Below are 26,095 nucleotides of genomic sequence, written 5' to 3'. Positions count from 1 at the left end.
GCCCCGGCGCGTTTACAAATTTACATACCTAAAACAGTTCCGTCACTTTTTAACCATCACTTTGTGGGACAATTGGGAACCATCGGCGTGTTTGGACACGAGAATGTACATTCCCGGCGCCATGCCTTTCAGATCGATCTCGCTTTGCGCATGACCGGCCTGGTAAACCACCGCTCCGCTTGCCGAGATCAGTTTCAGACTTTTTACCGCATTTACGGCATTCGAACGGATGAAAAGCTTTTCGCTGGCCGGGTTCGGGAATATGGAGACGAGTTCTTCTTCATTCTCTTCAAATTCCGCCTGTAAGCGCAGGTTGGATTCGGTTTCCTCGGCAGGCGGCGGCGATACGCTCTTCCCTGCAACGTACACCTGCACATAACGCCACGGGCCATACATTTGCCCTGTTAATGCAAGCGCGGGATCGAATCTGACGCGTGCCCTTACCTTCGTTTCGGGCATTAGCTTCAACACCTGGCTTTTCAGCTCTGTTCCGCCCGCGGTAAGATCTATAAAGGCCGCCTGCGAGCCCGTAGATGCCACGCTGTTGCTGATCGGCCTGTTGGGGCTGCTGGAAAAGGGTTGCCCTTTGCCTTTGGTTTCCCACACCAGCTTGCCTTTGTTACGACCAAGGAACGACCGGCTTTTAAGGCCGATACCGAAATTGGGTTGAACTGCACTCGGCGCGTAAGGAGCAATCAAATCTGTATTGTACAATTTCAGTCTGCCCGGTTTGCCTTGCACAACGTTGAACCATATCGGATCCTGGTATTCCGCGCCGCCATCGAAAATCTGTACGCCGCCAACATCCGAATTAATGCCGTCGCGCCCCGGGATGCCCACGATGATATCCGAAAAACCATCGCCGTTGACATCACCACCTCCTGATACCGACGTTCCCATCTGATCGAGCGTGGCGCTGCCCATTTCTTCCCAGTTGGCAGGAACTGTGCCACCGTGCCTTACGCCGGGAATCACTGTAAAACCGCCCCTTTGCGCTGCCTGATGGGACAGTTTGTTCTCGCCCGCGATAATGTCGCTGTAACCGTCGCCATTTACATCCCCGGCGCTTGCCACGGAAATACCGAATGCGGCATTTGCCCAATTACCAGGGTAAAAACGCTTATTCGCTTCCGTAAATCCGCCCGATGCGCCTAGATATACCGCTACCGAGCCTTGTTTCGACAATCCATGTCCCGGCAGACCAATTACCGCATCGTTGAACCCATCCCCGTTTACATCGCCCGCTGCCGCTACCGACGTTCCGAAATGGACGTAAGCATTATCATTTTTGAAATAGGTGTTCGAGTTTTCCACGCCGGTCAAAGAGCCGTAATAGATCCACGCAGATCCACCCTGAGTGGCAATGGTGTTTGCTGTCGGCGCCCCCACGATCAAGTCGCCGAAACCGTCGCCATTGGTATCGCCCAAGCCGGAAACGGACGCTCCCATGCTTGCATTGTTGTGTTTCCCCGGCAGGATTTTGGGTACCACACCCAATCCGGTTCCCGAACCGTAGTAAACGTAAGCGGCACCGCGTATCTCATTCCCCACCTTGTATTTTGTAGCACCAACCACCACATCCGCGTAGTTATCGCCATTAAGGTCACCCGCACCGCCCACGGCGATTCCGTACATCGTGCCTCCCAGCGGCTCCTTCATAACCTGAAAATTAATAGTATCTATGCCCGCCGCGGCACCGAAATAAACCCTTACCTCGCCACCGTTGAGTGCATTGGTAGGACTTGGATTTCCTATCACAACATCGGCATAACCATCACCATTCACATCCCCCGCCGCAGCTACCGACCGTCCGAATGGAATGGTTACCAATTTTTGCGGCATATTGTACCACGGAGGCCTGATGCCCTCGGCAGATCCGTAAACAATGCAGGTACGGCCGGAAGTAAACTGATCGATTCCCGGCGCAGTGACGATAATGTCGTCGAAACCGTCGGCGTTGATATCGCCGGCATTAGCCACCGCCGATCCCATCCGCCGGCCACTCACAGAGTCCGGAACTGCGTTTTTCGCGGTAGTGTGCCCGGTGAGACCGCCGCCATGGAAGATCAGCGCGGTACCTTCGTCGGTTTGCCCATTGTTGTAAGCATAAGCACCTATGACGATATCACTGTATCCATCACCATTGACGTCACCGGCGGAAGCGACTGCGCTGCCCAGCCAGGCATCACCCTGGTCGCCCGTAAACACCGCATTCCTGATCGGGAAATTCTTGGTATGGTTTCCATAGTAGAGAAAAACGGCGCCTTCATTGGGCTGGGTTACCTGGTAGTACCGTGCGCCAACCATAAAATCGGCATAACCGTCGCCGTTTACATCGCCCGCACCTGCCACAGCCCATCCAAACTGGCCCTCTTTCTGATACCCCAGAAACATCCGCTTATCGCCTATGGGCTCTCCATTAGTAGAGCCGAAATACAGGAAAGCCGCCCCTTCGTGCGTCTGGCTCTGTTTGTACTGATATGCGCCCAGGAGCACGTCGGCAAATCCATCACCGTTGACATCCCCTACCGTAGCGACAGAATGCCCCAGGCGTGCATCCGCCTGGTTGCTCTCCACCTTGAACGGATTGGCTGTAACGATCCCGGCTACACTTCCTTTATATACGAAAACGGCTCCCTCGTAAAGTTCGCCATTGCTGTACAACCTCGCCCCTACAAGCACATCGCTGTAACCATCGGCATTGATATCCCCGGCGGACGACACCGCATAGCCCATCATCGAATTGGCCTTGTTCGATTCGAGCGTCACCGGGGCTACGTTCACATCGGTTGCATTGCCGTAATAAAGGAAAGCCGCCCCCTCATTGTTCTCCCCGTTGTCGTACTGATGCGCGCCCACGAGGATGTCGCTATGTCCATCGCCGTTCACATCACCGGCCATCGCTACCGAAATACCAAAACCCGCAGTGGTTTGATTGATCTGCAGTGTTTTGGCGGGGTTCGTATTGATACCGGCCGCGCTACCCAGATACAAAAATGCCACGCCTTCGTCGTTTTGTCCGGAATCGTAAAAAGGAGCACCCACGAGTACATCGCTATATCCGTCCTTATTGACATCACCGGCGCTCGATACCGACGTACCTGCCTGCGCGTTGGCCTGGTTGCTTTGCAGCGTGACAGCGGCGAGGCTTAGCCCGCCATCTGTTCCGGGAAATACAAATGCAGCACCTTCGTCGGCCTGCCCGAGGTCATATTTGGGCGCACCGATGATCACATCGCTGTATCCGTCGCCGTTTACATCACCCGCACTCGATACCGAGTAACCGAGCCATGCAAGGTTCTGGTGAATTTCAAGTCTTTTGTCCGCAACAGCCGGACCGCCACCCACAATGGGGTCAATCGTGACGGGAAATGCGGCATTTGCAACGTCGGTTGTGATCTCGATCTGATTGTCTGCAAAAGCCAATGTGGCGTCCAGGATCTGCCCGTTGGCGTCCCAGCATTTCAGTCCGTTGTAAACGAGTTCTTCGCTGCTGCCATTAATAACTTTGGTTATAAAGCGAAGTTCGTTTTTTCCTTTATCCAAAACCTCCGCGCCCGACACCGTCAGCTTTACAGCTAATGATTTCACTCCGGCAGGTGCGCTTTCAATGATAAAATTCTGGCGAACTCCGTCTTCGTTATTGATAAACTCTTCCGAAAAGCGACCATGGTTGATCACTACTTTATTTTCGGAACTGTTTACCTTGCTCTCCTGCGAGACCGCATAAAGCAATTCACCGTCTGCGAAAACCCCTTGATTGAGGAGTTTCAATTTAAAATCCGAATGCGTGGAATCTACACGTTTTTGGAGTGTCAATGCGCCGGGTGCGTACATAGCGCGCAAATTCTGTTTCCGGTTAGGGCTTTGAAGGACACCAGCTTTTTTGTCATAACTAACATGGTACTCGTGGCTGGTAATCACCTGCCTGATACCCGATAAGGTACTATCGGGTATCAATGGCGCGTCGTCGGCAGTCGATTTTGCCTGCGTCTTTGGAGCGGCGGAATTAATAACCGGAAGCGTTTTATCAATCTTTTTGTAAAACAAAAGACCAAACGCTAATAGAGAAACGATGAGGAATTTGTAATGATTTTTCATTGGCAATGTTCGATACAAATAGTTGTTAACCAGTTCGAAAAAATAGAAGCAACAATTCGCCGAATATAGTTGGCCTAATTACTACTACAATTTTCTTATTATGCAGCGGTTAATCATCTGATAATACGGTTATCCGGTGGCATGGTTTTGGCAATTGCATTGTCTGTTTCAAATCCAAAAACAGCCATGTCCACAAACAAAACCGATCGCTTTTTGTACCGCAACGGCCTGTCGGTCGTCTTCGTATCCCTATTTTTTGTTGCATTAGTAGCCCAGGCATTGTTTGGCTGGAAGCAACACAACCAGGAACTGGAAGAGCTGGGCGGCACAGCACTTTCACTTGGCCAGTACCTTACCAGCGGCCATTTTTTCTCGGCAACATTTGAAAACTTTCAAAGCGAATTCCTGCAAATGGCGATGTACGTGGTATTGACGATTTCGCTGCGGCAGATCGGCTCGGCGGAATCAAAAGACCTCGTCAAGCAGGAAGAAGTAGACCGCGAACCGGATCCCCGCAAAGAAGATGCGCCCGGGCCGGTGAAGCGGGGCGGGTGGCGGCTTCGGCTATACGCGCATTCGCTTTCTATTGCATTTATACTCCTGTTCCTGGTTAGCTGGGTGGGTCACCTCTACGGCAGTTTCACGGATTTCAATGATCAGCAAATGCTTCACGGCAAGCCACAGGAAAGTCTGGCTGAATTTCTGGCGGAGCCCGAGTTCTGGTTCGAAACATTTCAGAACTGGCAAAGCGAATTTTTGTCCGTGGCTTCGATCGTGATCCTTTCTATTTTCTTAAGACAAAAAGGCTCCCCCGAATCCAAACCCGTGGATGCGGCGCATATGGAAACGGGTAAGTAATTGCGGATAACGCATCACGGCTCCGGCGCCCATCAGTTGAGGTTCAAACCGACGGTCAAACCGAGGTAGGGCTTCCCCTGATAAATCCAGTACTTCCGGTTTTCGTCGAGCAAATGGTCGAAGCCAAGCGCCAGGCCGAAATTCAGCTTCTCGACGGCCATCAACACGCAAAATGCCTTCGACCAGATAAATCCGTCGTATTCCACATTGATGTTATCGTCAGTTACCCAGGGATTCATGGGTGTTACGCCTACGCCCGTAGCCAGTCCTGCCGAAAACCCGAGGTGCGTAACCCGCTGACTGACTTTGCCGATCGGGTTGCTTTTATAGGATAATTCATAAGTGTCGTTCCGATAACCCAGATACACCGCGCCGTTGAGGTGATTGCTCAATTGAGGCGTGAAAGAGTTGGTAGAGGGGCGGTATTTGAATGGTATGGTAAGCACATCAAGGTCGAACGTGTTCTTCCAATACTTACTTGCCGCGATTTCCTTATCGACCGCAGTACCGGGAAAAACCTGCGGTTTCAGGCTTTTACGGTCCGGCTTCACCACTGTTTTGCCGGGGCCCAGCTGGTACACGAGCACCGAATCCTCTGCATTTTCGACGTAGACCAACCGGGTCCGGTCCCCGTCCTTCGTTTTGTAGACGCCATCGGTGAGCTTGTATTTGGGACTGTCTTTCAATGCCCGGCAGGAAGAGAATATCGCCAATACGAGTAAGAAAAGTAGTGTTTTGTTCATGGATATCCGGGGAATGATGTACAGTACATTTTAGAATAAAGATACGTGCCAAAGTGATTTCGAATGGCCCAAACGCACAACTGCCGGAAGCTCCAAAGTGGAAGTCCCGGCAGTTGGGTGTTGAATTGGATGGCTAGCGTGTCAGATCAAAATTGTTCGGCAGGCGATTGTGCTGTGAGTGGTATCTAGTTGTATAAAATCCTTGTTACCACGGGCTTTGGAAACGCCGTTAAGTCGCGCTACTGTTAACTTGATCAGTTGAAGTTTTGATTGGGATTTTGCTTGCGTTTTCATCGGGTTGGTTATTGTTTATGGGTGATTTATACCCCGAAGTAAACCGACAGAAACGTTCTATTTCAACTTTTTATACCAACATAACCAAGCATTCGACCAAAGTGCGGATAGCTTCGCGTAAGCTATTCAACTGGAATTTGAACGGTTACGCTAAATTCAGTTTCCGTTTCCGACTTTTCAAATTTGTACCTTCCAGCATAGTAAATTGCCAGTCGTCTTTCCAGGTTTACCAACCCAATGCCACTGCTTCCCGGCTTGCTTCGTAGTGGTTGCGATGGCTTGCTGTTGTTAATGCAAAAATTCAATATCCCACCTGAAATAGTGATTTGAATATCAACAAACGAATCGTGCCTGGTCGAATGGACTCCATGCTTGAATGCATTTTCAACCAATGTGATGAGCGATACGGTAGGGACATGATGCGTCTCCCTTATTTCTCCGTGCTGCTCTACATTGATATTGCAGCGTCGATTGCTTCGTATCGATTCCAGTTCAATATAAAGTTTCATATAAGCGATCTCGCTTTCGAGCTTAATGAACTCGTCGTTCATCTCGTACAGCGAAAACCGCAAGATTTCGGAGATCTTCTGTAAGTACTCTGCTGCGTCTTCCGAGACCGGCAGTACCTTGGCATACGCCGCATTCAGCACGTTAAAAACGAAATGCGGATTGATCTGGGATTTCAATGCCTTCAACTCCATATTAATGGCATCATCCTGGGCTTTTTGCCGCTTAATGCGCTCGTTAGCTGCATACTTAACCGTTTTCAAAGAGGCTGGCAACACGAAGAACTGTATGTCTGAAATGTCGTTACCAAACACAAGCCATGCAGCGGGATCGCGAAAATTAAAGGGCACGAGATACATGCTGGCATACATCCTATACCTCTCCGTCATGTTTTCCAGACCGAAAAAATAGTCCACGCTAGCATATAACATGACCGAAAACAGGTGATTTACAAGAAGCGCAAAAAGGAGTAGAAGCAAAAAAAGGAAGAAGCCTTTTACATAATCGCGAAGCAGATAAAAAAGTCCGACACAGAGATAATATTCCGGAATTACCTTCATGAAATAGCCAAAACTAGCTATACTAACGGTTGGGTCAGCATTTTTTCGCAAGATTGTCGGCAACGCATAAGAGTAATGCAGCAATATAAAAAGTACCCAGAAAAGGACGTGATACGAAATTCTTAAACCCTGCGTTCGGGGAAACAGCAGTCTTTCAATGAGCGAACCCCTCTTGGCGATATTTTTATTCATTCAGCGTGCGCGTTACTTTTCTGTCAATTGCCGAAGAACTTCGTCCCGTGTTGGAGAAACGGCTATCGACACCTTCATCCCGTTCAGCATCGTTACCATGTTCCCTTCGATGACCTTGATCATGTTGCGGTTGACGATGTACGAACGGTGCGTCCGGACGAATGTCGGGGAAGGCAGGCGGGTGGTCATGGCGGCCATGGAGGCGAGCGTCACGAGCACGCCGTCGGAATAATACACTTTCACGTAATCTTTGAGTCCTTCAACAAAGAGAATATCCTTAAACCACACGCAATACATTTTGCGGTCGGCGCGAATCCACATGTACTCCTCCGGGCCGGAATCGGTACGTTGCTCGGGGAGCTGTACCGGCGGGTGCTGACGATCGACAGGTGCGTTTTCGTTAGCATCCGATTGGCCTCTTTCATGAGACGGGCGGTCGCTCAGCAGCCTTCGCACTTTGGTAACGGCCTTCAAAAAACGGTCGAAACCGATGGGTTTCAGCAAGAAAGAGGTGACGTCGAAAGTGAAACCATCGACCGCGTACTCGGGATAGGCAGTGGTCATGATCACGTGTGAATCGGGCGCGTGAACGATATTCAGCAGATCCAGCCCCGACAGCTCAGGCATATTTACATCCAGAAAAATAATATCCGGCTTCACTTCCGGGATCATTTCCAGCGCCTCCAATGCATTGTAACAGCTTCCTGCGTACGTCAACCAAGTGAGTTTTGCAATCAGAAATTTAAGGACTTCATGAGCCGGTTCCTCATCATCCACAATGAGGCAACTAATTTTCCCTGTCATACTTAAACCGCGTCCGGGTAGTGACTTATGATCTTACTATCAATGCAAAGCAAATTCTGCTAGGCATTAACAAACATCAAATGTGACACTTTTTCCCTTCTTGCCAACTTAGACTCGTAATATTTTTTCAAATAATGGTATACAACTAACTCATGTTCACGCTGTTGGGAAACAAAAAGCCGGTTCAGGAACATATGCACCAGGCTACCTGCAAAATGGTGCAGCGAAGTGTCGTTATGCGGGGGGATCACCGCGAGGGACGCCCGGATGCAGGACGACCGCTCTTCGAACAACGCGACCACCTCTTCGATGCCATTCAGCAGGTCGTTACCGGGGTCGAGAAAGCTCCATATCTCCTCCGAATGTTGGCGGTACTTGTTGTTGAGCTGGACAGTCAGGTCCGCATTTCCCCGGAATTCCCTGAAAAAACCTTCCTGTAACCGCCCTGCGAAAGCTTTTTTGTCTTCCAAATTAAAACCCAGGTCGCTCAGCAGCATATCGACGCCCCGCAAACCGGCCAGCCAGCGAAAATGCTCCCCTTCATCGCCGGAAAGCATATCCAGCAGCCCCGTTGTCGCGACGCTATCCGCGAAGAAAATGGTTTCAACCGCTTCAAATGCTTGCTGTCCATAGCGTTCCAATTCGCGTTTGTAGGTATCAAGCTGCATTTTATGCACGGTGCCGTTATCCAGAAGTGGCTCCATAAGCGCGTGCAGTTCCGCCAGTACCCTCTGCCAGAAGGACTTGTCGGTGCGGTGGTAAAAACGGAGCCGAATGTGATTGTCCGGATCGGTGTAACGAATAAAAAACCATTTCTCGACGGTTCCTTCGGCCACGAGGCGGTCGGCGAAAGGCTTGATCACCGAGGTCAGCAGGCGATCGGCGGTGCGGGTACCCGCGTAAATTTTAACATACAGCCATTCACTGCCTGTCATAAAATCACGTTTCACACCAGACGCCATAACCCGTTCTGTATCTGCAATTTGACCAGACCCTATCACCTCCTTTTTATGCAAAAAAGGCAGTAAAACCTCATTCAAATAGCATTCACCCGGCTTTCCCAGCAATCCGTTTTCTTCGTGTTCAGGAAATTCCGTTAAAGTCACCTGCTCAAATTTTTTGAGCGCGTCACAAACTACTTCCACCGCAAAATCGGAATCTACGTCGATCAGCAACTCGCTGTCGCCCTGCCGGAGCTGCACGAAACGCGGGATGTTGTAAGCACTCCTCACCACGCGCCAGTCTTCCGGGGTAATGCATTCCTTTCCCAGAAGCGTACTCAGCATTTTTTTATCGATATTCCACGTTGCCCGACTGAGTATCCAATGCTTGTACTCGACCCGCGGCAGGAATGTTTTCGAAGCCAGATGGCCCCAATCCCAGCCCAGGTAGCGGTAGTCATGCTGGTAGGTAAGCTCGCAGAGAAACCGGTACACCGGCAGCCCGTCGGCGAAGTTATGCGCATTGGTAAGGCGGGGAAATACCCGTTTGTTTAGCCGTTTCGACCTCAGGATCACTTCTCCGGAAGCTGATACGGATACCATCAGGTCCTCAGGCAACAGCTGGTTTTCATGCGGCATCGACGAACCGGCCAGGTACGGAATTTCATACGTACGCAAATGCGGGCGCATGAGCACGTTACCTACGCGTGCCTCGGGTAAGTGCGCAACCTCCGCGAAAACAGCGTCCTCCGCCAGCCGTTCCTCCTCCGCGACGGCATTTTTCACCCATTCGGCCAGCTGCGGACTGCCGTGACAGAACCGTCCGAGCAGTTTCAGCCCTGACGGCCCTCCCATCGCCTTGAATGCAAATTTGAAATTCCCGCCATCGATAGCCTCCTGTGAACCGGCAATGAGGTTGCCGAACAGGTAAAAGCTATCCGGCGTTTGCCCGGGATCATCGATGCCTTTGCGAAACGCATTCAAAATATTCTCCGTCAGGGAAACATGCATACCATTTCCCGCGGACGATTGCTGGTATAGCGCGTCGCGGAGCTCCGCCAACGGGGAAACGTCGTTTGCTGCGCTTTTGGGAGCTTCCGGCCACTGCATTTCGTTCAGCAACGGCAGGTTATCCGCCCTGCCTGCCATGGCATCGCCATAACCAATGCCTGTTTCACAATCCAGCACTTCCAGCAGCGGCATTTCGCGCTGTTCGTACCTGGCGAGAAACCGCTTTTTAAACAGCTCCATCTCCGGCAGCGGGTTCCGGTAGCCGAGGCATGCCAGACTTTGGTACTCTTTGGCCAAAACCGAAACCGCATTCTCGCCCAGGGTGCACGAACGGGTCTGGAAAAAGAGGTCGGTTTGTACCAGGTCTTTGCTGCCTGTGGTAACAAAATGCTCCGCCAAAACCTTTTCCACTTCCCTGTATTGCGCTACTCCCTCGGCCTCGCTTTGGAGGAGACCGGCTATTTTTCTTAATTGATTTAAATCTTCCTCTACGCCCGCAATTCCTTTCAATTGGTCCAAAATAGTGAAAAAGAACTCCTCACCCGTCACTGTGGCCGCGAGTTCGGAGACCAGGATTTGTGCGCGCACGATCGCATCCACAAACTGCTCCGCTTCCTCCCGGCCGACCTCTTCGGATTCAATGCAATGCGCCAGTTCACCGATCGTCGCGCCGTGGCGGGCCGTGGTGATAACCTGGTCGAGGTAGGCATTACGGTCCACAGACGCCAGTATGTACAACCGCTTTTTGTTATTCAGCGAGCTCTCGACGTAGCGATAGGTATCGCCGATCTGGTAGAGGCTTGTATTGGGAAAAAACTTCACCTGGCTGCGAATGGCACTTTTTTCCAGCAGCCCTTCCGCCAGCTCGGCTACGTAGTTCATATCCAGCCGCACATGCTTGCGGAACGGCGCGTTGGCGTCGAATGCAATGCGGGTTTCCGGCCCTACCTCGCCCGCGGCGCATCCGGCAAAAAGGCCGTACGGCGTACTCCGGGAGGTCATCCTGACGAGGTATTTATACAACGTTTTCAGCAACTTATCCACCCCCGTCTTCACCCTGCCCTCGATGAGTCCCGTAAACGAACCATACAGCTCGGGCGAGGCTACGTAAAGCGCTTCCAACATGGCGGGTTGCGAGAAAATGCGGATCAGTTCCTGTTCGAACCGTTCAGGCCGGTTGGCGGTTTGCGCGTGGAATGAATGGAGTACGTCCAATGATAGCCGGGGACGTCTCAGCACGAAGAATCCTTGGGATAATACAGACATATATAGGAAGGTTTACAAGATCAGATTGAAGCTAATCATCAGAACTAACTGAAACCAAACTATTTATGCGAACATCGGGCTTTCATCGACCAAGCCGGGCTCGCACCGGCTGCTCATTCGCACCTGCGTTGCCTCAGTTCGTCGAATTAGATACATGGTTGGTCTAAAAAGTTACCCGGAGGTCACCATAGCTATACACATTTGCGTATAAAAACCAACGGGTACCATGACGACATCAACTGGAATATCGGGGCTTTCGGCGATGATCGCAGCGGCCAAGATCGATGAAATCTATGAAGTGGTAAGTGCGCACAAGAAGCAGCTGAGCAGTTTCGGTTTTACCCGCGGATACCTCGGCGTTTCTGTCTTCACTTATTTGTATGCGGTACATTCGGGGAAAAAGCAGTACCTCGACGATGCGCGCGACGCATTCGACCGTGCGTGCGACATGGTGGACAGCGACCCGCTGAAAGCCTATCCCCAGGATTTTGCCGGGCTGGGTGCCGTGGCACAATACCTTTGCCAGGTAAGCGTGCTGGACATCGATCCCAACATCTTCCTGAGCGATATCGACGCGGTACTGCTCAAAAAAATGCGTTCGGAGCTGTACGTGGGAAATTTGGGAGGTTTCAGCCACGGTGCGCTCGGTTATGGTCTGTACTTTTTGCAGCGCAGCTATTACAACAGGGCATTCGCACAACCGGTGATCGAAGAGCTGGTACAGGGCATCGTGCGCTATGCCATTCCCACGGACGAGGGGTGTTACTGGAAATCCGGGCTGAATGGAAGCCATACGAAACCCGCCATTTTTTCCCCTAACGAAACCACCGCGGTACTCCTGTTCCTCGCGCGGGCAATCGAAATGGGCCTTTGCCCTGCCGATTTCCTCGAAGGGATCGTAAATGAGGCTATTATTTATTTAGATAATCAGCATACAAACCTAGCTAAGCCATTCAGGGGCACTGCCGGCAACAGTAGTGCCCCGAATGGCGATTCCCGGAATGGCATTTTCCGGAATGGCATTTTCCGGAATGGGAGCGGCTACGCGGTGATGCAGGAAGTATCCTATGAAGTTTCCCGCGAAGTGAATGCGGAGACCGCCTACGCATTGCTGCGCACGGGCGCCGCGTTCGGGAATACAGCGTGGACGCGCGAGGGCCTGGAAATGCTGAGGGAATATGCGAAAGCCCGGCGGGAGCGCGCGAGCTGTATGCGGGACGCAGGGATACACGCAGGTGCAGCCGGACTGGCATTGCTGTTCGATCGCTCCGCGCAGCTTACCTACGATCAGACGCTCGAAAACGCCGCCCATTTCTGGTACCGGCAAATCCTGCGCTTCGACCTCCATCCCGACGGATTTGCAGGCTATAAAACATCCGAAAACGCCTGGAACATGCAAAAAAACCTCGCATTCTGTGAAGGCATTCTCGGTATCGGGAGCGCATTGGTGAAAGCCCTGCATCCCGAAAAAGTAAATTTCGACGACCTTATCTGGTTACTTTGACATATTGCTTCTTTAATATCAAAAAAATAGCGGCCGGGAAATTCCCGGTCGCTATTTGCTTAAAGAGGTCTAACACATGAAGGTAATTATCTTGAAATGATGATCTTCTGTGATTTCACTCCCCCATCTTTATTGATAACTTTCACGAGGTACATACCGGCATTCAGCCCGTCGACCCGGATCGTACCCGCGGCGCTGATGCCGGAGTCTTTCACCGTTTTACCGTTCATATCGATCACCGAAACGCTACGTACATGATCCGCATCCTGAATGTACACGATGTCACGCGCAGGGTTCGGATAAGCGAGCTGTTTTGCCAGCTGATTGAACGTCACACTCTTGATGGTGCTATACCCGAAGGTGTTGTCCTTATCCACCATTCTCAGGCGGTACAGGTTTTCGCCATTCAAAGGGCTTGCATCGCTGAACTGGTAGTTAACAAGTACCTTGCTTTCGCCGGTAGATGCCACGGTACCAATCTTGCTCCATGCCTTGCCATTCGCGCTGCGCTCGATCTCGAAGCGGTCGCTGTTGGTTTCTGCGGTAGTAGCCCAGGCGAGTGAGGTTGTAGAACCTTCCTTGCGGGCGTCGAATGCTACCAGGGTTACCGGAAGCGCTTTGTCCACGCCGAAAGTGATGTACGAATAGGTACCCGGCGTTACGTCCGTTGCGGTAATGCTGCCGGTTGTCAATGAACCGGTAGTACCTCCGTCCCTGCCGAGCGATTCCCATGTGTTGTTAGTCGTGTTGTATCCGACAACGATCAATTGGAAAAAGAGCCCATTGGTCAGGGTGTTCAGGGCACTGGTGGCATCCCAGGTAAGGGTGACGTCAACTGGCCCTGCTCCTTCCAGGTCCCAATATTCCAGAGAACTTACGGTAGCTGGTCGTGTGACTGGCGCGGGGTCTGAAAAGTAGGCCGCCCGGTACACACCGGCCGAGGCCGGTGCCGAGATTCCGATCGTACGCAGCTTGGTACCATTACCGACCGGGAAAACGAATGCCGCTGTACCCGCCTTGGACACGTAGCCGTCGACGTGGTTGGCGTCGTTGGCTCCCGTGTAGGTAGCCGTAGGGCCGAAACCAAAGACGCCGGGCGTGGCGCTGCGGTCGGTCTGGATGATCCCGGGCTGGGCGCCGGTGCCTCCCGCCAGGAAGGTGTGCGCACCGAACACGGTCACCTGCGTGCCGCTTGCAATGCTCACATTCCCCTGACTGCTCGACTGTGCCGCCACCGGATCGGTCATCAGCGAAAGCGACAGGCACATAGCCGCGCTCAGGCCAAAGAGCTTTTTATGGATGATTTTGTGCATAGTGCGCTTATTTTGAAATGGTAGCCTCCGATGATTTCTCCCCGGCATTGCCCAACATCGCCTTGATGCTGGCTACTTCTGCTTTCAAAGCATTCATTTCGCTCAATTGTGCTTTCAGCGATTCGATTTCTTTTTGCTGATCCTGAACTGCTTTTACGAGAAGAGGAGTGACTTTGTTTGCGTCCACTCTCCATGGATTGGTTTTAGCATCCTCGCCGCCAACGGTAACCGCTTCTGGGAACACTTTATAAAGATCCTGAGCAATGAAACCAATCGTACGCTCCTTCTTGGGGTTGGCTATGTAATTATATTCAACTACTCCAATTTTCATCAGATCCTGGATTGAATAGTGTGTGTTTTTGATATTCTCTTTCAAACGACGGTCAGATGTTGGAGTAGGGAAACGTACATCGCCATTGTTATCACGGAAAATTCTACCCTGTTCTGCACCATTCACGCGGAATACAACGAACGGGTCTTGGGTAGGGTTAGGTAATGTCCTTTTCGTTAGCACCAGGTTTGCAAAATTATCGCCAGACTGAACTATGACCTGGGCTTTGTTAGTAGAGCCACCTTCCTGAAAAAGTCGGTAACCACTTAGGGCCGCTGTTCCCTGCGCAAGTCCAGCTGCATCGACTTCCTGTTCAGATCCTTGGAGGGAGCCATTTACATGAACCAGGTTTGGCGCTTCAACAAGTGTAACACCGATACCCAATTTACCGCTAGGAGTCAGCATCATTCTTGGTTGTGGAGTATCGCCAGGAGCCGTAGTGTGGAATACCAAACCACCATTACCATTTTGGACGGTAGGTCTTACCGCAATGCGGTATTGAAGTGGGTTTCCTGGAAGGTTTGTCAAATCGATTGCCCCACCGAAACCGGCGTCGATGCCGGCGCCTCTGTAAAGTTGAATGATACCGCCGGGTGTAATTGTTGACTTACCCGAGTTAGCTGGGGTTTCGCGGCGAACTACAATGTGACCGAATCGAGAAACCATTCCCCGCTTTGCACCGCCAGCGTCGTTCGACGTTAATCCTGCAAAGAAAGGTGTCTTGGTTGGAGATGAATAAACCACCCAGGCCCCCCCGATACAGGTCCATTGCTGACCGAAAGTACCGCTATCTTCGTCCGAATCAGTATAGATTGTTTTGGCAGGGCAGCTACCGGTCGGCGCGCCGTTACCTTCGATATAGTTATAGGTGTCGTTTGAGTTCAATCTCACCCATATTGACCCATCAAAAAAGTACTCCCCCGGTTGTACTTCGGCGTTGTCCGTCGTGTTGTACACGTGCATACCCGCAACTGCGCCTGTAACCGGTGCTGCGCTGCTAAGAGAAGTAAGTGCTACGCGGGGCAACAAAAGACCCTTCGTTGCACTTTCCAGTTCCAGAATAGAACTTGGGTTAATCGTGTTCGGATTTCCACCGATCTTCATTTGCGCCATCAATGGCGAGCTCGCAAAAAGCAATCCGGCCGTGACTCCGAGTGCACCGGCTGTGCGTGTTAGTAGTTGTTTCACTTGCATGTTTGTAATTTGTTTTAATTAATAAATCATTGAAAACATTATGGAATTGGTAAGCGATTGAATTCTGGATCAAAAAGGGCGCACCCTTACCGGTCGAAAACAGGGTTTGTTTCTAAATGGGTATTATGATCTGTTTATGAATGAATGGGGCTCAAATGGCTCACTGATCCACCGGGACCGTGGCCTTGCCGACAGCGTATCTGCCTTGCAAACTATATCTACAAAGTAGCGGGAAAATTGTATCCGATTCGATGGATGAATGCGTTATGCGAAAACGCACATTTTATCAATACACTCATTATCAATACATTAAAAAATAAACTTTTCGCAAAGCATAGAAATTATTCTATACTACGCCATCAGCTAACATGGAGTGTTAATGGAGGTATTTGTACTTCGGTAATGGGATCGGCGAGGGGAATTATTTCGAGAGGTGATACATTTCGACCTGTTTGGCAAGATCGAGCAGGTTGTTGACGCCCAGCTTTTTGAATATGCGGGCTTTGAAGGTACTTACTGTGGTACTTTTCAAATTCAGCCGGCCGGCGATATCCTTTGTCCATTTCCCTTCCAGCAGCATTTCCATGACTACCAGCTCCTTAGCCGACAGAAGTTCGGCAGGGTTGGATGCGGTCTGCTGTGCCAGTGAATTCAAAAGCTGCTCACGCACCACGGCGCTAAGGTATTTCTGCCCTTTCAGCACCACCCGGATGGCGTCCTGCAACTCGGTTGCCTTTGATTCCTTCGAAACAAACCCGGCCGCGCCCGCACGTATGCAATGCACGCCATACAGCTCTTCTTTCTGGCCCGAGAATATCAGAATGGGGGTCTCGGGTTGCAATCCGCGCAGCTTTTCGATCATCAGCAAGTGGTCTGTACCAGGGATTTGTAGATCGAGGATTATCAAACGGTAGCTATGGGAAGAAACATGATGAACCGCTTCCTTAAAATTGGTGGCTGTGTCGACCGTAGCATGACCTATCGTTTCCTGGACGAGCATGGTCGTGGCGATGCGGACAATGTCGTGATCTTCAACGAGTAAGATTCGGGTGGTGGCTGACTGCAAGACTGGGGGTGCTTTAATGATGTCCCGAAGTAACGAAAAACCTGTCACATTCCCATTGAAAGACGTAGTACTATGTTTACGTCTAAACGTCAACATATCGATTGTTACCGATTTGTTCGATGCCTAGTTTTGACATGACGAAGCCGTACCTGCTATTAGTTTGAACCAAATCTACCAGTTAATGAATGCATTACTCATTGAAGATCATGCCGTTGTAAGAATGGGCATGCGCCTGGTTATCCGCGAAGTATTTCAACATGCCGCGGTCTTTGAATCCGAAGATTTTAATGACGGGCTCCGCATTGTCCAGGAAAAGCCAATCGACCTCGTAGTACTGGACATTCACCTGCCCGGAGGCCAGGATGTGAAAATGATCGACATGATCAAATCCATACGGCGCGAAACGAAGATATTGATTTTCAGCGGCCTGCCGGAAGACAAATATGCATTGAAGTATGTGCAGGCCGGGGCCGACGGGTATTTATCGAAGCGCTCCGACCCTGAAATGTACGGCGAAGCGGTGTTGGCAGTCGTGAACGACAAGAAGTACCTTAGCGAGGTGGTGCGCGAGCAGCTGGTGACGCAGTTGCCGCAGAATTACAACAAAATCAAGCGTAAGAAATGGATTGGCCTCACCGACCGGGAGCTGGAAATCAGCAGGCTCCTGATCCGCGGCTTGTGGACGAAAGAGATCGCCACGCAATTAGAGCTGAAATTGAGTACCGTAAGTACTTTTAAGAAGAAGATTTTCCAGAAATGCGGCGTCACAAGCTCGATCGAACTTTCTAAAATCATCGACGATGTGGCCGCACCGGGCTATTAACAGCATTCAAGGTAGCCTCCGTTTGGCAGGCTACCGCAACATCTCCATTTTCGCCGACAACGCCACCAGGTTGCTCACTTGCAGCTTCTTGAAAACGTTCGCTTTGAACGTACTGACCGTACTTTCTTTCAGGTCCAGCATTTCGGCGATGGTCCTTATTTTATTCCCCTGCAACAGCAAATGCACAACGAGCCGCTCGCGCTGCGTGAGGGTCTGCAACGGGTTATGGTCCGTAGCATCCACATTGGCGATCACCTGCGAAAGCAGGGTTTCCTGGATGGTTTTACTAAAATAGGTTTTCGAATCGAGCATCATATCGACCGCGATCCTAAGCTCGTCGCCGGAGCTATCCTTGGACAGGAACCCGTTGGCACCCGACGAAACCGCCGGAAGCGCATAGATCGTCTCACTCATCGATGAAAAAACGAGGATCTTGCCCGCCTTTCCCGTCGCGCGCATTTCCCTGATCGTGTGCATACTCGCACCCGGAATGCCTATCTCGAAAATAACAATATCAAACAACTGATTATCAATCAATTTAACAGCTTCATCGAGCTGCCCGACGAGCGTAACCCTGGCCTGGGGTTTGTGGTCTTTAATTTCCCGTTTAATGGCCGATCGCATAAGCGGATGGCCGTCGATGACGAGCACTTTCATAGTTGGAATGGTGGGTTAGGCTTCATTAAATTGGTGTAACTAAAAAATGACGGTTGCCCGTAACGAGCGGGCAACCGTACATGCTTCTATTTAATGTGGACGAATTTGTGTGTGTGAACAGACCCGTCCGTATGCGTTATGTGAACTATGTAAATGCCCTCGCCGAGCCCGGAGACATCGATACGCCCCGATTCTACCGGCCCGGAGCTATACACCCGGATACCCGAAAGGCTATTGATGCGGATCGTTTTGACCTGCTTCCAGTTCGTCACTTGCAGGTTGAGCACCGTCGATACCGGGTTCGGATAAACGCTGCTTTTCAACTCACTGCCGAAATGCACGCTCCGGATGCTGCTGAATGCGAAAGTGCCGTCAAGGTCAATCATCTTCAAGCGATAGAGCATTGCACCGCTAGCGCCAGCCTCTGGCTGGTGATCGGTAAAGCTGTACGCCTTACGGTCACGGCTCTCCCCTTCCGCCTTCACGCTTCCGATCGCATTCCAACTCTTGCCATCCGCACTACGCTGCACCTCGAAACGGTCGCTGTTGGTTTCTTCTGTGGTAACCCAGTTCAGGTCTACCACATTTTCACGCGCAGCCGCTTCGAATGCCACCAGTTTCACCGGAAGGGCTCCTTCCCAGCGCACCGTATAAGGTACCGAAGGCGATTGTTCTCCGGCTTCGTCGAGGAACGCATATTCAAATGTGACATTCGTATAACCTGTGCCGGTCAGCTTGATGGTCATCAATGCCGGGTCGTAGCCGGGGATCACCTGTCCTTGCGTTACAGGTGCTTCATTGTAGTACAGCTCGGCTGTGCCCGGCAATGCGGTGATCACCACTGTACGGTTTTTGGCTGAGCCATTCAGCGAACCATCTTCCTGGTCGTTTCCGGTGAACCCGTCGGGTGTAGAAGTGCCGGCGCCGGTGCTCGTGTGCGAGCCGTCGAGCGCAATGGTTGCGTTAGGTGCAGGCCGGTCGATCTGGAAATCTTTCGAATCGGCCAATGGAGGCTGCTGGATACCGAAATTGGCATTCGCCACCTGCTGGCCTGAAACGGTTACGTTGGTCAGGATTCCATTCACGGCATCGTCGCTACCCACGCCTGCACCCAGGTTTTCACCGGTGTTGATCCAGCCGGCAGGAAGGCTGGCAGAGGTAGCACCCGTTGCATTCTGGTGCAATACAATGCTGTAAGTCCCGGCAACAGTAGCACCGAGGTCATAGGTACCATCCGCATTCACCGCCACGGTTTTCACCGCAGTACCACTTGCATTCACGAGCGTTACATAAAGTCCCGCGGGCAGTTCCTGCGTGGTAGTACCGGCATTTACGGTCACGTCTTTCAGCCCGTTACCGTCATGGAATACATTACCCGACAGATTAGCAGGCGCCAGACATGCCTCAGGGGCATTAATAGCTACATTTACCGTTTTCGTCAACTGGCATTGGCCTGCATTGTCGGTAATCGTTACCGTGTAGTTTCCGGCTGCATTGGCTGTGAAAGTAGGGTTCGCAACAAATGCATTGGAAAGTCCTTCGGCAGGGCTCCAAGCATAGGAGTAGTCGCCTGTCGAAGTGACATTCAATGGCAGCGTACCCTGGGTTCCTGCGCAAAGTGCGAGGTCTCCGGTGGTAGCCGCAATCGTATTCGGGCTCACCACCACAATCACCTCTTTGTAGTTGCTGCAACCGGTTGCGGTAATGGTTTGGGTTAAACGATAAGTGCGCGTCGCCGAGCCGGTGATCGTCGTGCCAGGGCTGTTAGGACTTCCCACACCCGCCAGCGGCGTCCATTGCCAGGTACTGCCAACAGCCGGGTTAGTCACCGAAAGAGTGGTAACGCCACCTTCGCAAATAGCTGTGCTACCTGTGATAACCAAAGCCGCAGGGGTATTCACCGTCACCACAACCTGGTCGGTAGAAGTACACCCGTCTACGGTCACTTGCACCGTATAAGTAGTAGTTGCCGTTGGTTTTACGGTCGGCTGGGCCACATCGGCCGCGCCTGTGATACCCGCTCCTGTCCATGCGTAGGTAGCGCCGTCCATTGCCGGTGTACCGATCACCACCGATTCACCAGGGCATACAGCTACATCAGCACCCGCATTGGCAGGCTGTGTAACGGTTACCGTGTCTTTGAAAACACATCCGCTGGCCAGGGTTACTGTAACAATGTAGTCCATCGTGCCGGTAACGGTGGCCGTAGGGTTAGCTGCTGTCGCATCGCTCAGGCCCGCTGCCGGTGCCCATGCATATGTAGCGCCTGCCGGTGCGGCCGGGTTGCCCGCGGCCCCATAGCCGATTTCAACCGGTCCTGCCGGACAGATGTTTTTGTCGGCCAGTTCAAGGCCCGATTCGCCATTCACGGTCACGGTTACCTCGTCGCTTACCGGCGTTACACAGCCGGGGTAGCTTACTTTAACCACATAAGTAGTGGTAACGGTCGGGTTCAGTACAGTCGGGTTGGCTGCGGTGTTGCTGCTCAGGCCGGTTGCCGGCGTGGTACCGTCGGCCATAAACCATTCGTATTGTGCGGAAGCATCTCCCCCGCGTCCCAGTGTTACAGGCTCACCCACACACGTGGTGGCGCCTTCGCCCGCATATTCGCCGGCGGTAACCGCATTGCTGAGTACTACTTCATCGGTAGCCGTGCAGCCCGATAATGGGTCAGTGACGGTCAGTTTGAAGGTTTGCGGTGAAGCAGAAGCAAATTGTACCTGCGGCTGCGCGTCGGTAGCTGTCGAACCATTCACCCATGCCGCATTGGAAGGTTCCCATGCATATTGCCAGTTGGTACCGGCAGGCGCGGCAGTTCCCAGGGTAACGGTTCCGCCGTTACAGATCGTCCGGTCCACACCCGCTGCTGCTACCGGCGTTGCCACATTCACGGTAACCGTGTCGCGGAGTTTACAGCCGGAAGCCGTTTCCGTGATCAGCACACGGAATTCGGTAGTAGTATTAACGGTCGCGTACGGGTTGGCCAGGGCTGCGTTGTCCAGGCCGGTCGTCGGCGTCCAGGCGTAGCTAAACCCATCCACCGGCGTCTGGCCAATGCGTACGGGCACGCCTGCGCAAACGAATTTATCGTCGGCCGCAAATACCGGCATCGACCATCCCGGCGGGTTGATCACGATCGATTTCACACAGCTGACAGATGCATCGTATTTGTTGGTAATGGTCACCGTGATGGTCGCCTGTGCGGCGGAAGTAATGTTTACCGTAGCTGCACGTGCATTATCCACGAGGTTGGCTGGGCTCCACGAGAAGTTGTAGTCGGAAGCATTGCTCACATTCGTTCCCAGTTTCAGAACGGACCCGTCGAAGATCTTGGGACAATCCTGATCGGAAAGCGTCACGATCTCAAAATCGCAGGTAGACGGCCCAGTCGAGCAAGGCTGTACCGAAATTTCCGCGCTGCAATCCACGCCATTCAGGCTTACGGTACGGCGGAATGTGGTTACGCCGGTGTTGCTTTTCAGATAGGCATCTTTGCCGTCGTTGGCGGTTTTCAGTATTACGCCATCTCCCGAAACAATGTTCCATGTATAAACTGCACCCGGCGCATTGTCCTCATCCATGTGCTTGCTCCAAACGGGACCGCAAATGGTCTCATTCTGGTCGGTAATGCGGTTATTGAGTACAGTTACTTTCACCTGATCGTTGAAGGTACAGCCCGTTTTTACAGCCGTAACACTGTAAGTGATCGCACCGCCGGTCACGCCTGCGGTTCCTGCATTGAAAACAGGGTTCGCAGTCTGCGGGTCGTCCAGGTATTGTCCGGTTGTCCAGGTGTAGGCAAATGTAGCGTCGGCAGTGCCGCCCAGGGTTGCCGAAGTGTTTTTGCAAATGGTTTGATCGTCTCCCGCGAATGCAACCGTTCCGCTTGGCGCCGCAACGGGCGTTACCGTTACATTATTGAAGGAAGAACAGGTGGTACCATCCTTGCGCTGAACGGTCACCGTCACGCGGTATACGGTTGTTACAGTCGGGTTAGCGAGCGGTTGCGCGCAGGTGGTGCAGCTCAATGTGGTGAGCGGATCACCCGAAATACGCGTCCAGGCATAGGATACTTTCGGACTTACAATGGCAGGCGTACCGATCTGCACGCCGCTTGTTCCTTCGCAGACCGATTTGGCAGGGCCGGCTGCGGCGGCCACCGGTACGATCGTCACCTGATCGATGTCCGTACAACCCGCCGCGTCGCTTACCTGCAATGTGTAGGTAGTCGCCTGCGTTACGGCAGGGGTTGTCCAGGATTCCGTGCTGGCACGCAATGTACCATTCACCGAGCTTCCTTCGAACCACTGGTAAGTAAATGCACCCGAGCCACCCGTGGCCGAGCCATTGAGGGTAACGGTATTGGAGGCACAAACAAACCATTGCGGTCCGTCCGCATTCGCAACAGGAGCCGCATTAGCACCGATTACCACTTCGGCCACCTGCGAAGAGTCTACCTGCACAGGCAAACAATCCTGGCCGAAGGTTTTCACCAAACGACGGTAATACTTAGTGGTTTGCGAAGCCTCTGGCTGCAAATCCTTGAAAACTTCTCCCGGAATATCCTCCCACGGGCCGGTAGCCACATCGGCTTTCTGCCACTGGTAGGTAAGCTGGCTGCGATAGCCCGCCGGGGCGGTAATGCTCACCGTATTGCCCGTGATCATGCCCGGAATACCGAGGATACAAGCGGTTTGCGTCATTGGCGCAAGGTTCGTAGGAGAAATTGCAAGACCCGCCGGCAGTGCATTCTGGTTGAATTTGACGATCATACCGTCCGTGGCTCCGCCCAATGCAGACTGGTGACTACCAGTGGTTGCCAGTGTTGTACTGGTAGAGCTAAACCCGAGCAGAATACCGCCGTCGCTGGCCATGGCCATGTTGTACGTCGTTCGGGCCATTCCGTTTGCCCCCGCAGCTCCGAACGAACCGTCGGTACCGGAGCCGCCGAAGTAGGTTCCCCACACCCGTTGGCCGGTCGCAATGTTGAATTTATTGACAAAAATGTCCCCGCCCTCACTGGGCGTTACCTGATATGCGCAATCGCTGGCCAAACCGCCGCCATTCGCATTGGAAACACCCATGATCAGCAGGTTCCCCTTCCCATCCAATGCACAATCCAGTGCTCTCGCAAAGGCAGTCCCCGTGGAAATTGCGCCCAGATAGGTGCCGTTCAGGTAATGTCCTGTTAAATCGAAACTCGCCCAGATACCGTCGCGGGCAGCAGCCAACGAAGAACGGAACGCCCCAGCCGACGCTACCCCGGTTGCCACAGTCGAACTTCCAACAATGTGAATCCTGCCATTACTCTCATCCACCTTCAATCCGGTAATGGTGGTATTGAAAAACCGGCCCCATATCCTCGCGCCGCTGACGCCGTCGAATTTAGCGATATAGCCTTTTTGTACCGCAGTTCCCTCTCCTACCCCTGCCGCGAAAGCCGCGTCATTGGTTGCGTTGGTGCCGGTACCGCCTACATACACGTTGCCGTCACTACCCATGTCGAGTGCCAAGCCTCCGTCCTGGGTAAATGTGGCTACATTTCCGTTAGCCCCAGCTACAAACGTACCCCACTGTCTGACGCCCGCAGCGTCGAACTTGACCAAAAATGATGTAGTACCCCCACCATCTGCACGAAAAGCTCCGGGAGTTGCAATATCCCCGGGGCGAGCTGTACCTATGGCAGGCCTGCTTCCTCCCAACGCAAACAGGTTGCCCTGCGCATCCACTTTCAGACATTCAAACCAGCCGGGGTGGTTACTATTTCCTAAGCCACCGTAGTAGGTAGCCCAAACCCTTGCTCCGGTGTTTGCATCGAAACGGGCCAGGAAAGGGATCTCACTGGAATTGGTCGGTAAATTGGCCGTTGTCTGAAGTGCTCCCGATGTCGCCAAACCTTCACTCTTGGTGTGACCACCCATATAAACCTGGCCATTCCGGATAGTAACTCCATAGGCCTGGTCCGATTCGTCGCCACCATAATAGGTACTCCACTGGCGTATCCCTGCGCTGTTGAATTTGGCAATAAAAAAGTCGTTTCCGCCCGCCGTAGTACCCTGATAAGCTCCACCAGACGCAATGTTATTTCCGCTGTTGGTATATCCAACGGCATATATATTGCCATTTTCATCCGTATCGATCGCCGTGAGCTCGTCGCCGCCGCTGCCGCCGTAATAGGTAGCCCATTCGAGGTTAGGCGATGGGTCGATCACCAATGTCTGGCGCTTGTCGTATGCGGGTACGTGAAATGCGAATACGTCCTGGCCGAGCGCTTTGTAAGAGACGTTAACCGGCTTCCTCTGAGTGCCTACCCAACTGGCCGGAATGTGCTCCTGCATTTTGCCGTGGGCGGTTTCCATCACAATGCGGTTGCCGCTGAGCGCCACCTTTTTGCTCCCACGGTAACGCAGCTGAATGCGCGACGGATCGGCACCGGGATGTACGATGAAGTTGTATTCGACATGCTTGTCCGATTTTGGGTCGCCCACGAATTCCAGGTCGATGCCCGGGTAAATGCCGGTGTAGGTGATACGCTGAAAATTGCGGATGTTCCGGAACTCGCCGCGCTCGTCGATCACATTGCTGACCTCATTGCCGGGCATATCGGCTTTCAACGCGGCAGCCGGATTGGCACCTACCAGCTCGATATCCACGCGGTGGAACTTGCGTGTGCCCGCGCCCTTTCGCACGTAGGTGTCGTAACTGAAACCGTTTTGGCGCAATTGCACATGCAGCGGCCCGCTTTGCAGCAGGTATTTAACCTGGCTGTTGGCGTTTCCATTCTGGTCCACGAGCTGGCCTTTGTTTTCGACAAAGCCGGCCCGGTATTCACTCACTGATTTTGAAAGGGAGGTTTTGGCCTCAATGGCTGTGGTGCCGATGCGCTGCGCTCCCGGTGGTTCCGGTTTTTGGGCGCAAACGGCAAAGGAAGCCCAGCCGCTGATGACCAGCGAAAGTAATAGTCTTCTTTGCATAGAAGTCTGGATTAAGTTTTAACTGATTTACGGGGTATTCATGAAAAGCGTGTGTTAAAAGAGGGAGGTGTGTGTATAATGCGAGCAAACGCCGTTCGAAATCGAACGGTTATACATATACGCATTCATTGACATGGTGAAAATCCACCCTGCATAATGCTTTGACATTGCGTGTCAAAACTAGTTAGAAATATTTCGCATTGCATTCTACCTCATGAAAGTAAGGCATAGAAACATTTCTATCATCTCGCGCTGCAAGCCTAGAAACTGATTGCCTTTTTGGACAATTCGAAGGTATCTGCGACATTCATCTTTCTGTAAATGCGCTTCTTATAGGTACTCACTGTATTGCATTTGAGGTTGAAGAGGTAAGCGATTTCCTTCGTCGTTTTCCCTTGCACGACGTGCGTCATAATCGCCCGCTCGCGGTGCGAGAGCCGTTCCATCGATTCCAGGCCGTCTTTCTGGGGGCCTGCGTCCATCATGGTGATCAGCGATGCCTGCAACTCCACGCTCATGTATTTGCCACCGGAGCCTACCACGGCGATGGCCTTCGCGAGATCGGCCGGTTTGGCGCGTTTCATGACAAACCCGCTGGCACCTGCCCGCAATGCCGGCAATGCAAAGAGGCGTTCCGACATGCCGGAGTAGAATAAGATGGAAATGCCCGGCCTGACGGATTTGAGCAACCGTATGATCTCAGCCGAAACCAAGCCATCGACTTTCACCTCGGTGATGACCATATCGATGTCGTCGTGTTCTTTAAGAATGCCCCGGGCGATTTTCAGATCGGGTGCTTCGAAAAGCTGGTATTCGGTCGAGATGGTTTCCAGGAAAAGCTGCATGCCGGTGCGCAGCAACGTTTGGTCGTCGATGATGAGGATGTTCATGATGGTAGGGCCCATGGCCGGTCAATGCCGCGTTCGGGACGTGACGTAAAGGAGTAAAGAGATAAG

14 protein-coding genes are annotated in these 26,095 nt (G+C 52.3%); 3 read left to right on the top strand and 11 right to left on the bottom strand.

Annotated elements, in window-relative coordinates; translation table 11 throughout:
• Positions 1-42 precede the first annotated feature (42 nt).
• Positions 43-4,101, bottom strand: coding sequence for an FG-GAP-like repeat-containing protein (locus BLQ88_RS08790; protein WP_090148514.1), 4,059 nt, complete (start codon positions 4,099-4,101; stop codon positions 43-45).
• Positions 4,102-4,287: 186 nt separating this feature from the next.
• Between BLQ88_RS08790 and BLQ88_RS08785 the strand changes: the two genes are divergently transcribed.
• A complete protein-coding gene (locus BLQ88_RS08785; protein ID WP_090148512.1) occupies positions 4,288-4,959 on the top strand; it encodes a DUF6766 family protein in 672 nt (223 codons plus the stop codon).
• Between the two features lie 32 nt (positions 4,960-4,991).
• Here the strand turns inward: BLQ88_RS08785 and BLQ88_RS08780 are convergent, their stop codons facing one another.
• From BLQ88_RS08780 to BLQ88_RS08765, 4 genes are all read right to left on the bottom strand, one after another.
• Entirely contained in the window at positions 4,992-5,702 is a 711-nt protein-coding gene (locus BLQ88_RS08780; protein ID WP_090148511.1) for a hypothetical protein, read from the bottom strand.
• 416 nt (positions 5,703-6,118) lie between these two features.
• Positions 6,119-7,255 (bottom strand): sensor histidine kinase, encoded by a 1,137-nt coding sequence (locus tag BLQ88_RS08775; protein WP_090148509.1) that lies wholly within the window; start codon positions 7,253-7,255, stop codon positions 6,119-6,121.
• Between the two features lie 12 nt (positions 7,256-7,267).
• Positions 7,268-8,059 (bottom strand): LytR/AlgR family response regulator transcription factor, encoded by a 792-nt coding sequence (locus BLQ88_RS08770; protein ID WP_090148508.1) that lies wholly within the window; start codon positions 8,057-8,059, stop codon positions 7,268-7,270.
• Between the two features lie 59 nt (positions 8,060-8,118).
• Positions 8,119-11,277: a lantibiotic dehydratase gene (locus tag BLQ88_RS08765; RefSeq protein WP_090148506.1), complete on the bottom strand. Its 3,159-nt coding sequence runs from the start codon at positions 11,275-11,277 to the stop codon at positions 8,119-8,121.
• A 226-nt stretch (positions 11,278-11,503) separates the two neighbouring features.
• Between BLQ88_RS08765 and BLQ88_RS08760 the strand changes: the two genes are divergently transcribed.
• Positions 11,504-12,781 carry a glycoside hydrolase family protein gene (locus tag BLQ88_RS08760; RefSeq protein WP_090148505.1) on the top strand — a complete coding sequence of 426 codons (1,278 nt, stop codon included), beginning with the start codon at positions 11,504-11,506 and terminating at the stop codon, positions 12,779-12,781.
• An 86-nt stretch (positions 12,782-12,867) separates the two neighbouring features.
• On the opposite strand, the gene BLQ88_RS08755 is transcribed toward BLQ88_RS08760, so the two are convergent.
• The 3 genes from BLQ88_RS08755 to BLQ88_RS08745 form a co-directional block, all read right to left on the bottom strand.
• Positions 12,868-14,094, bottom strand: coding sequence for a T9SS type A sorting domain-containing protein (locus BLQ88_RS08755; RefSeq protein ID WP_176884946.1), 1,227 nt, complete (start codon positions 14,092-14,094; stop codon positions 12,868-12,870).
• A 7-nt stretch (positions 14,095-14,101) separates the two neighbouring features.
• Positions 14,102-15,619 (bottom strand): tail fiber domain-containing protein, encoded by a 1,518-nt coding sequence (locus tag BLQ88_RS08750; protein WP_090148502.1) that lies wholly within the window; start codon positions 15,617-15,619, stop codon positions 14,102-14,104.
• Positions 15,620-16,040: 421 nt separating this feature from the next.
• Complete coding sequence (locus tag BLQ88_RS08745; RefSeq protein ID WP_176884945.1) at positions 16,041-16,685, bottom strand: response regulator; 645 nt, start codon at positions 16,683-16,685, stop codon at positions 16,041-16,043.
• 181 nt (positions 16,686-16,866) lie between these two features.
• Between BLQ88_RS08745 and BLQ88_RS08740 the strand changes: the two genes are divergently transcribed.
• On the top strand, positions 16,867-17,508 hold the full coding sequence (locus BLQ88_RS08740; RefSeq protein ID WP_090148499.1) for a response regulator transcription factor: 642 nt from the start codon (positions 16,867-16,869) through the stop codon (positions 17,506-17,508).
• Positions 17,509-17,538: 30 nt separating this feature from the next.
• Here the strand turns inward: BLQ88_RS08740 and BLQ88_RS08735 are convergent, their stop codons facing one another.
• The 3 genes from BLQ88_RS08735 to BLQ88_RS08725 all read right to left on the bottom strand — a co-directional run bounded on the left by BLQ88_RS08735 (position 17,539) and on the right by BLQ88_RS08725 (position 26,029).
• Complete coding sequence (locus BLQ88_RS08735) at positions 17,539-18,165, bottom strand: response regulator (protein WP_090148497.1); 627 nt, start codon at positions 18,163-18,165, stop codon at positions 17,539-17,541.
• Between the two features lie 86 nt (positions 18,166-18,251).
• Positions 18,252-25,139 (bottom strand): DUF7948 domain-containing protein, encoded by a 6,888-nt coding sequence (locus tag BLQ88_RS08730; RefSeq protein WP_090148496.1) that lies wholly within the window; start codon positions 25,137-25,139, stop codon positions 18,252-18,254.
• A gap of 260 nt (positions 25,140-25,399) precedes the next feature.
• A complete protein-coding gene (locus BLQ88_RS08725; RefSeq protein WP_176884944.1) occupies positions 25,400-26,029 on the bottom strand; it encodes a response regulator in 630 nt (209 codons plus the stop codon).
• Positions 26,030-26,095: the final 66 nt, after the last annotated feature.

Origin of the sequence: Dyadobacter soli, assembly GCF_900101885.1 — a bacterium.
Taxonomy (GTDB): Bacteria; Bacteroidota; Bacteroidia; order Cytophagales; family Spirosomataceae; genus Dyadobacter; species Dyadobacter soli.
This window is presented reverse-complemented; position numbering and strand designations above follow the sequence as displayed.

Bases quoted from the DNA above. Each gene is read 5' to 3' on its own strand.
- BLQ88_RS08790 (WP_090148514.1), bottom strand. From the start codon at position 4,101: ATGAAAAATCATTACAAATTCCTCATCGTTTCTCTATTAGCGTTTGGT.
- BLQ88_RS08785 (WP_090148512.1), top strand. From the start codon at position 4,288: ATGTCCACAAACAAAACCGATCGCTTTTTGTACCGCAACGGCCTGTCG.
- BLQ88_RS08780 (WP_090148511.1), bottom strand. From the start codon at position 5,702: ATGAACAAAACACTACTTTTCTTACTCGTATTGGCGATATTCTCTTCC.
- BLQ88_RS08775 (WP_090148509.1), bottom strand. From the start codon at position 7,255: ATGAATAAAAATATCGCCAAGAGGGGTTCGCTCATTGAAAGACTGCTG.
- BLQ88_RS08770 (WP_090148508.1), bottom strand. From the start codon at position 8,059: ATGACAGGGAAAATTAGTTGCCTCATTGTGGATGATGAGGAACCGGCT.
- BLQ88_RS08765 (WP_090148506.1), bottom strand. From the start codon at position 11,277: ATGTCTGTATTATCCCAAGGATTCTTCGTGCTGAGACGTCCCCGGCTA.
- BLQ88_RS08760 (WP_090148505.1), top strand. From the start codon at position 11,504: ATGACGACATCAACTGGAATATCGGGGCTTTCGGCGATGATCGCAGCG.
- BLQ88_RS08755 (WP_176884946.1), bottom strand. From the start codon at position 14,094: ATGCACAAAATCATCCATAAAAAGCTCTTTGGCCTGAGCGCGGCTATG.
- BLQ88_RS08750 (WP_090148502.1), bottom strand. From the start codon at position 15,619: ATGCAAGTGAAACAACTACTAACACGCACAGCCGGTGCACTCGGAGTC.
- BLQ88_RS08740 (WP_090148499.1), top strand. From the start codon at position 16,867: ATGAATGCATTACTCATTGAAGATCATGCCGTTGTAAGAATGGGCATG.
- BLQ88_RS08735 (WP_090148497.1), bottom strand. From the start codon at position 18,165: ATGAAAGTGCTCGTCATCGACGGCCATCCGCTTATGCGATCGGCCATT.
- BLQ88_RS08730 (WP_090148496.1), bottom strand. From the start codon at position 25,139: ATGCAAAGAAGACTATTACTTTCGCTGGTCATCAGCGGCTGGGCTTCC.
- BLQ88_RS08725 (WP_176884944.1), bottom strand. From the start codon at position 26,029: ATGAACATCCTCATCATCGACGACCAAACGTTGCTGCGCACCGGCATG.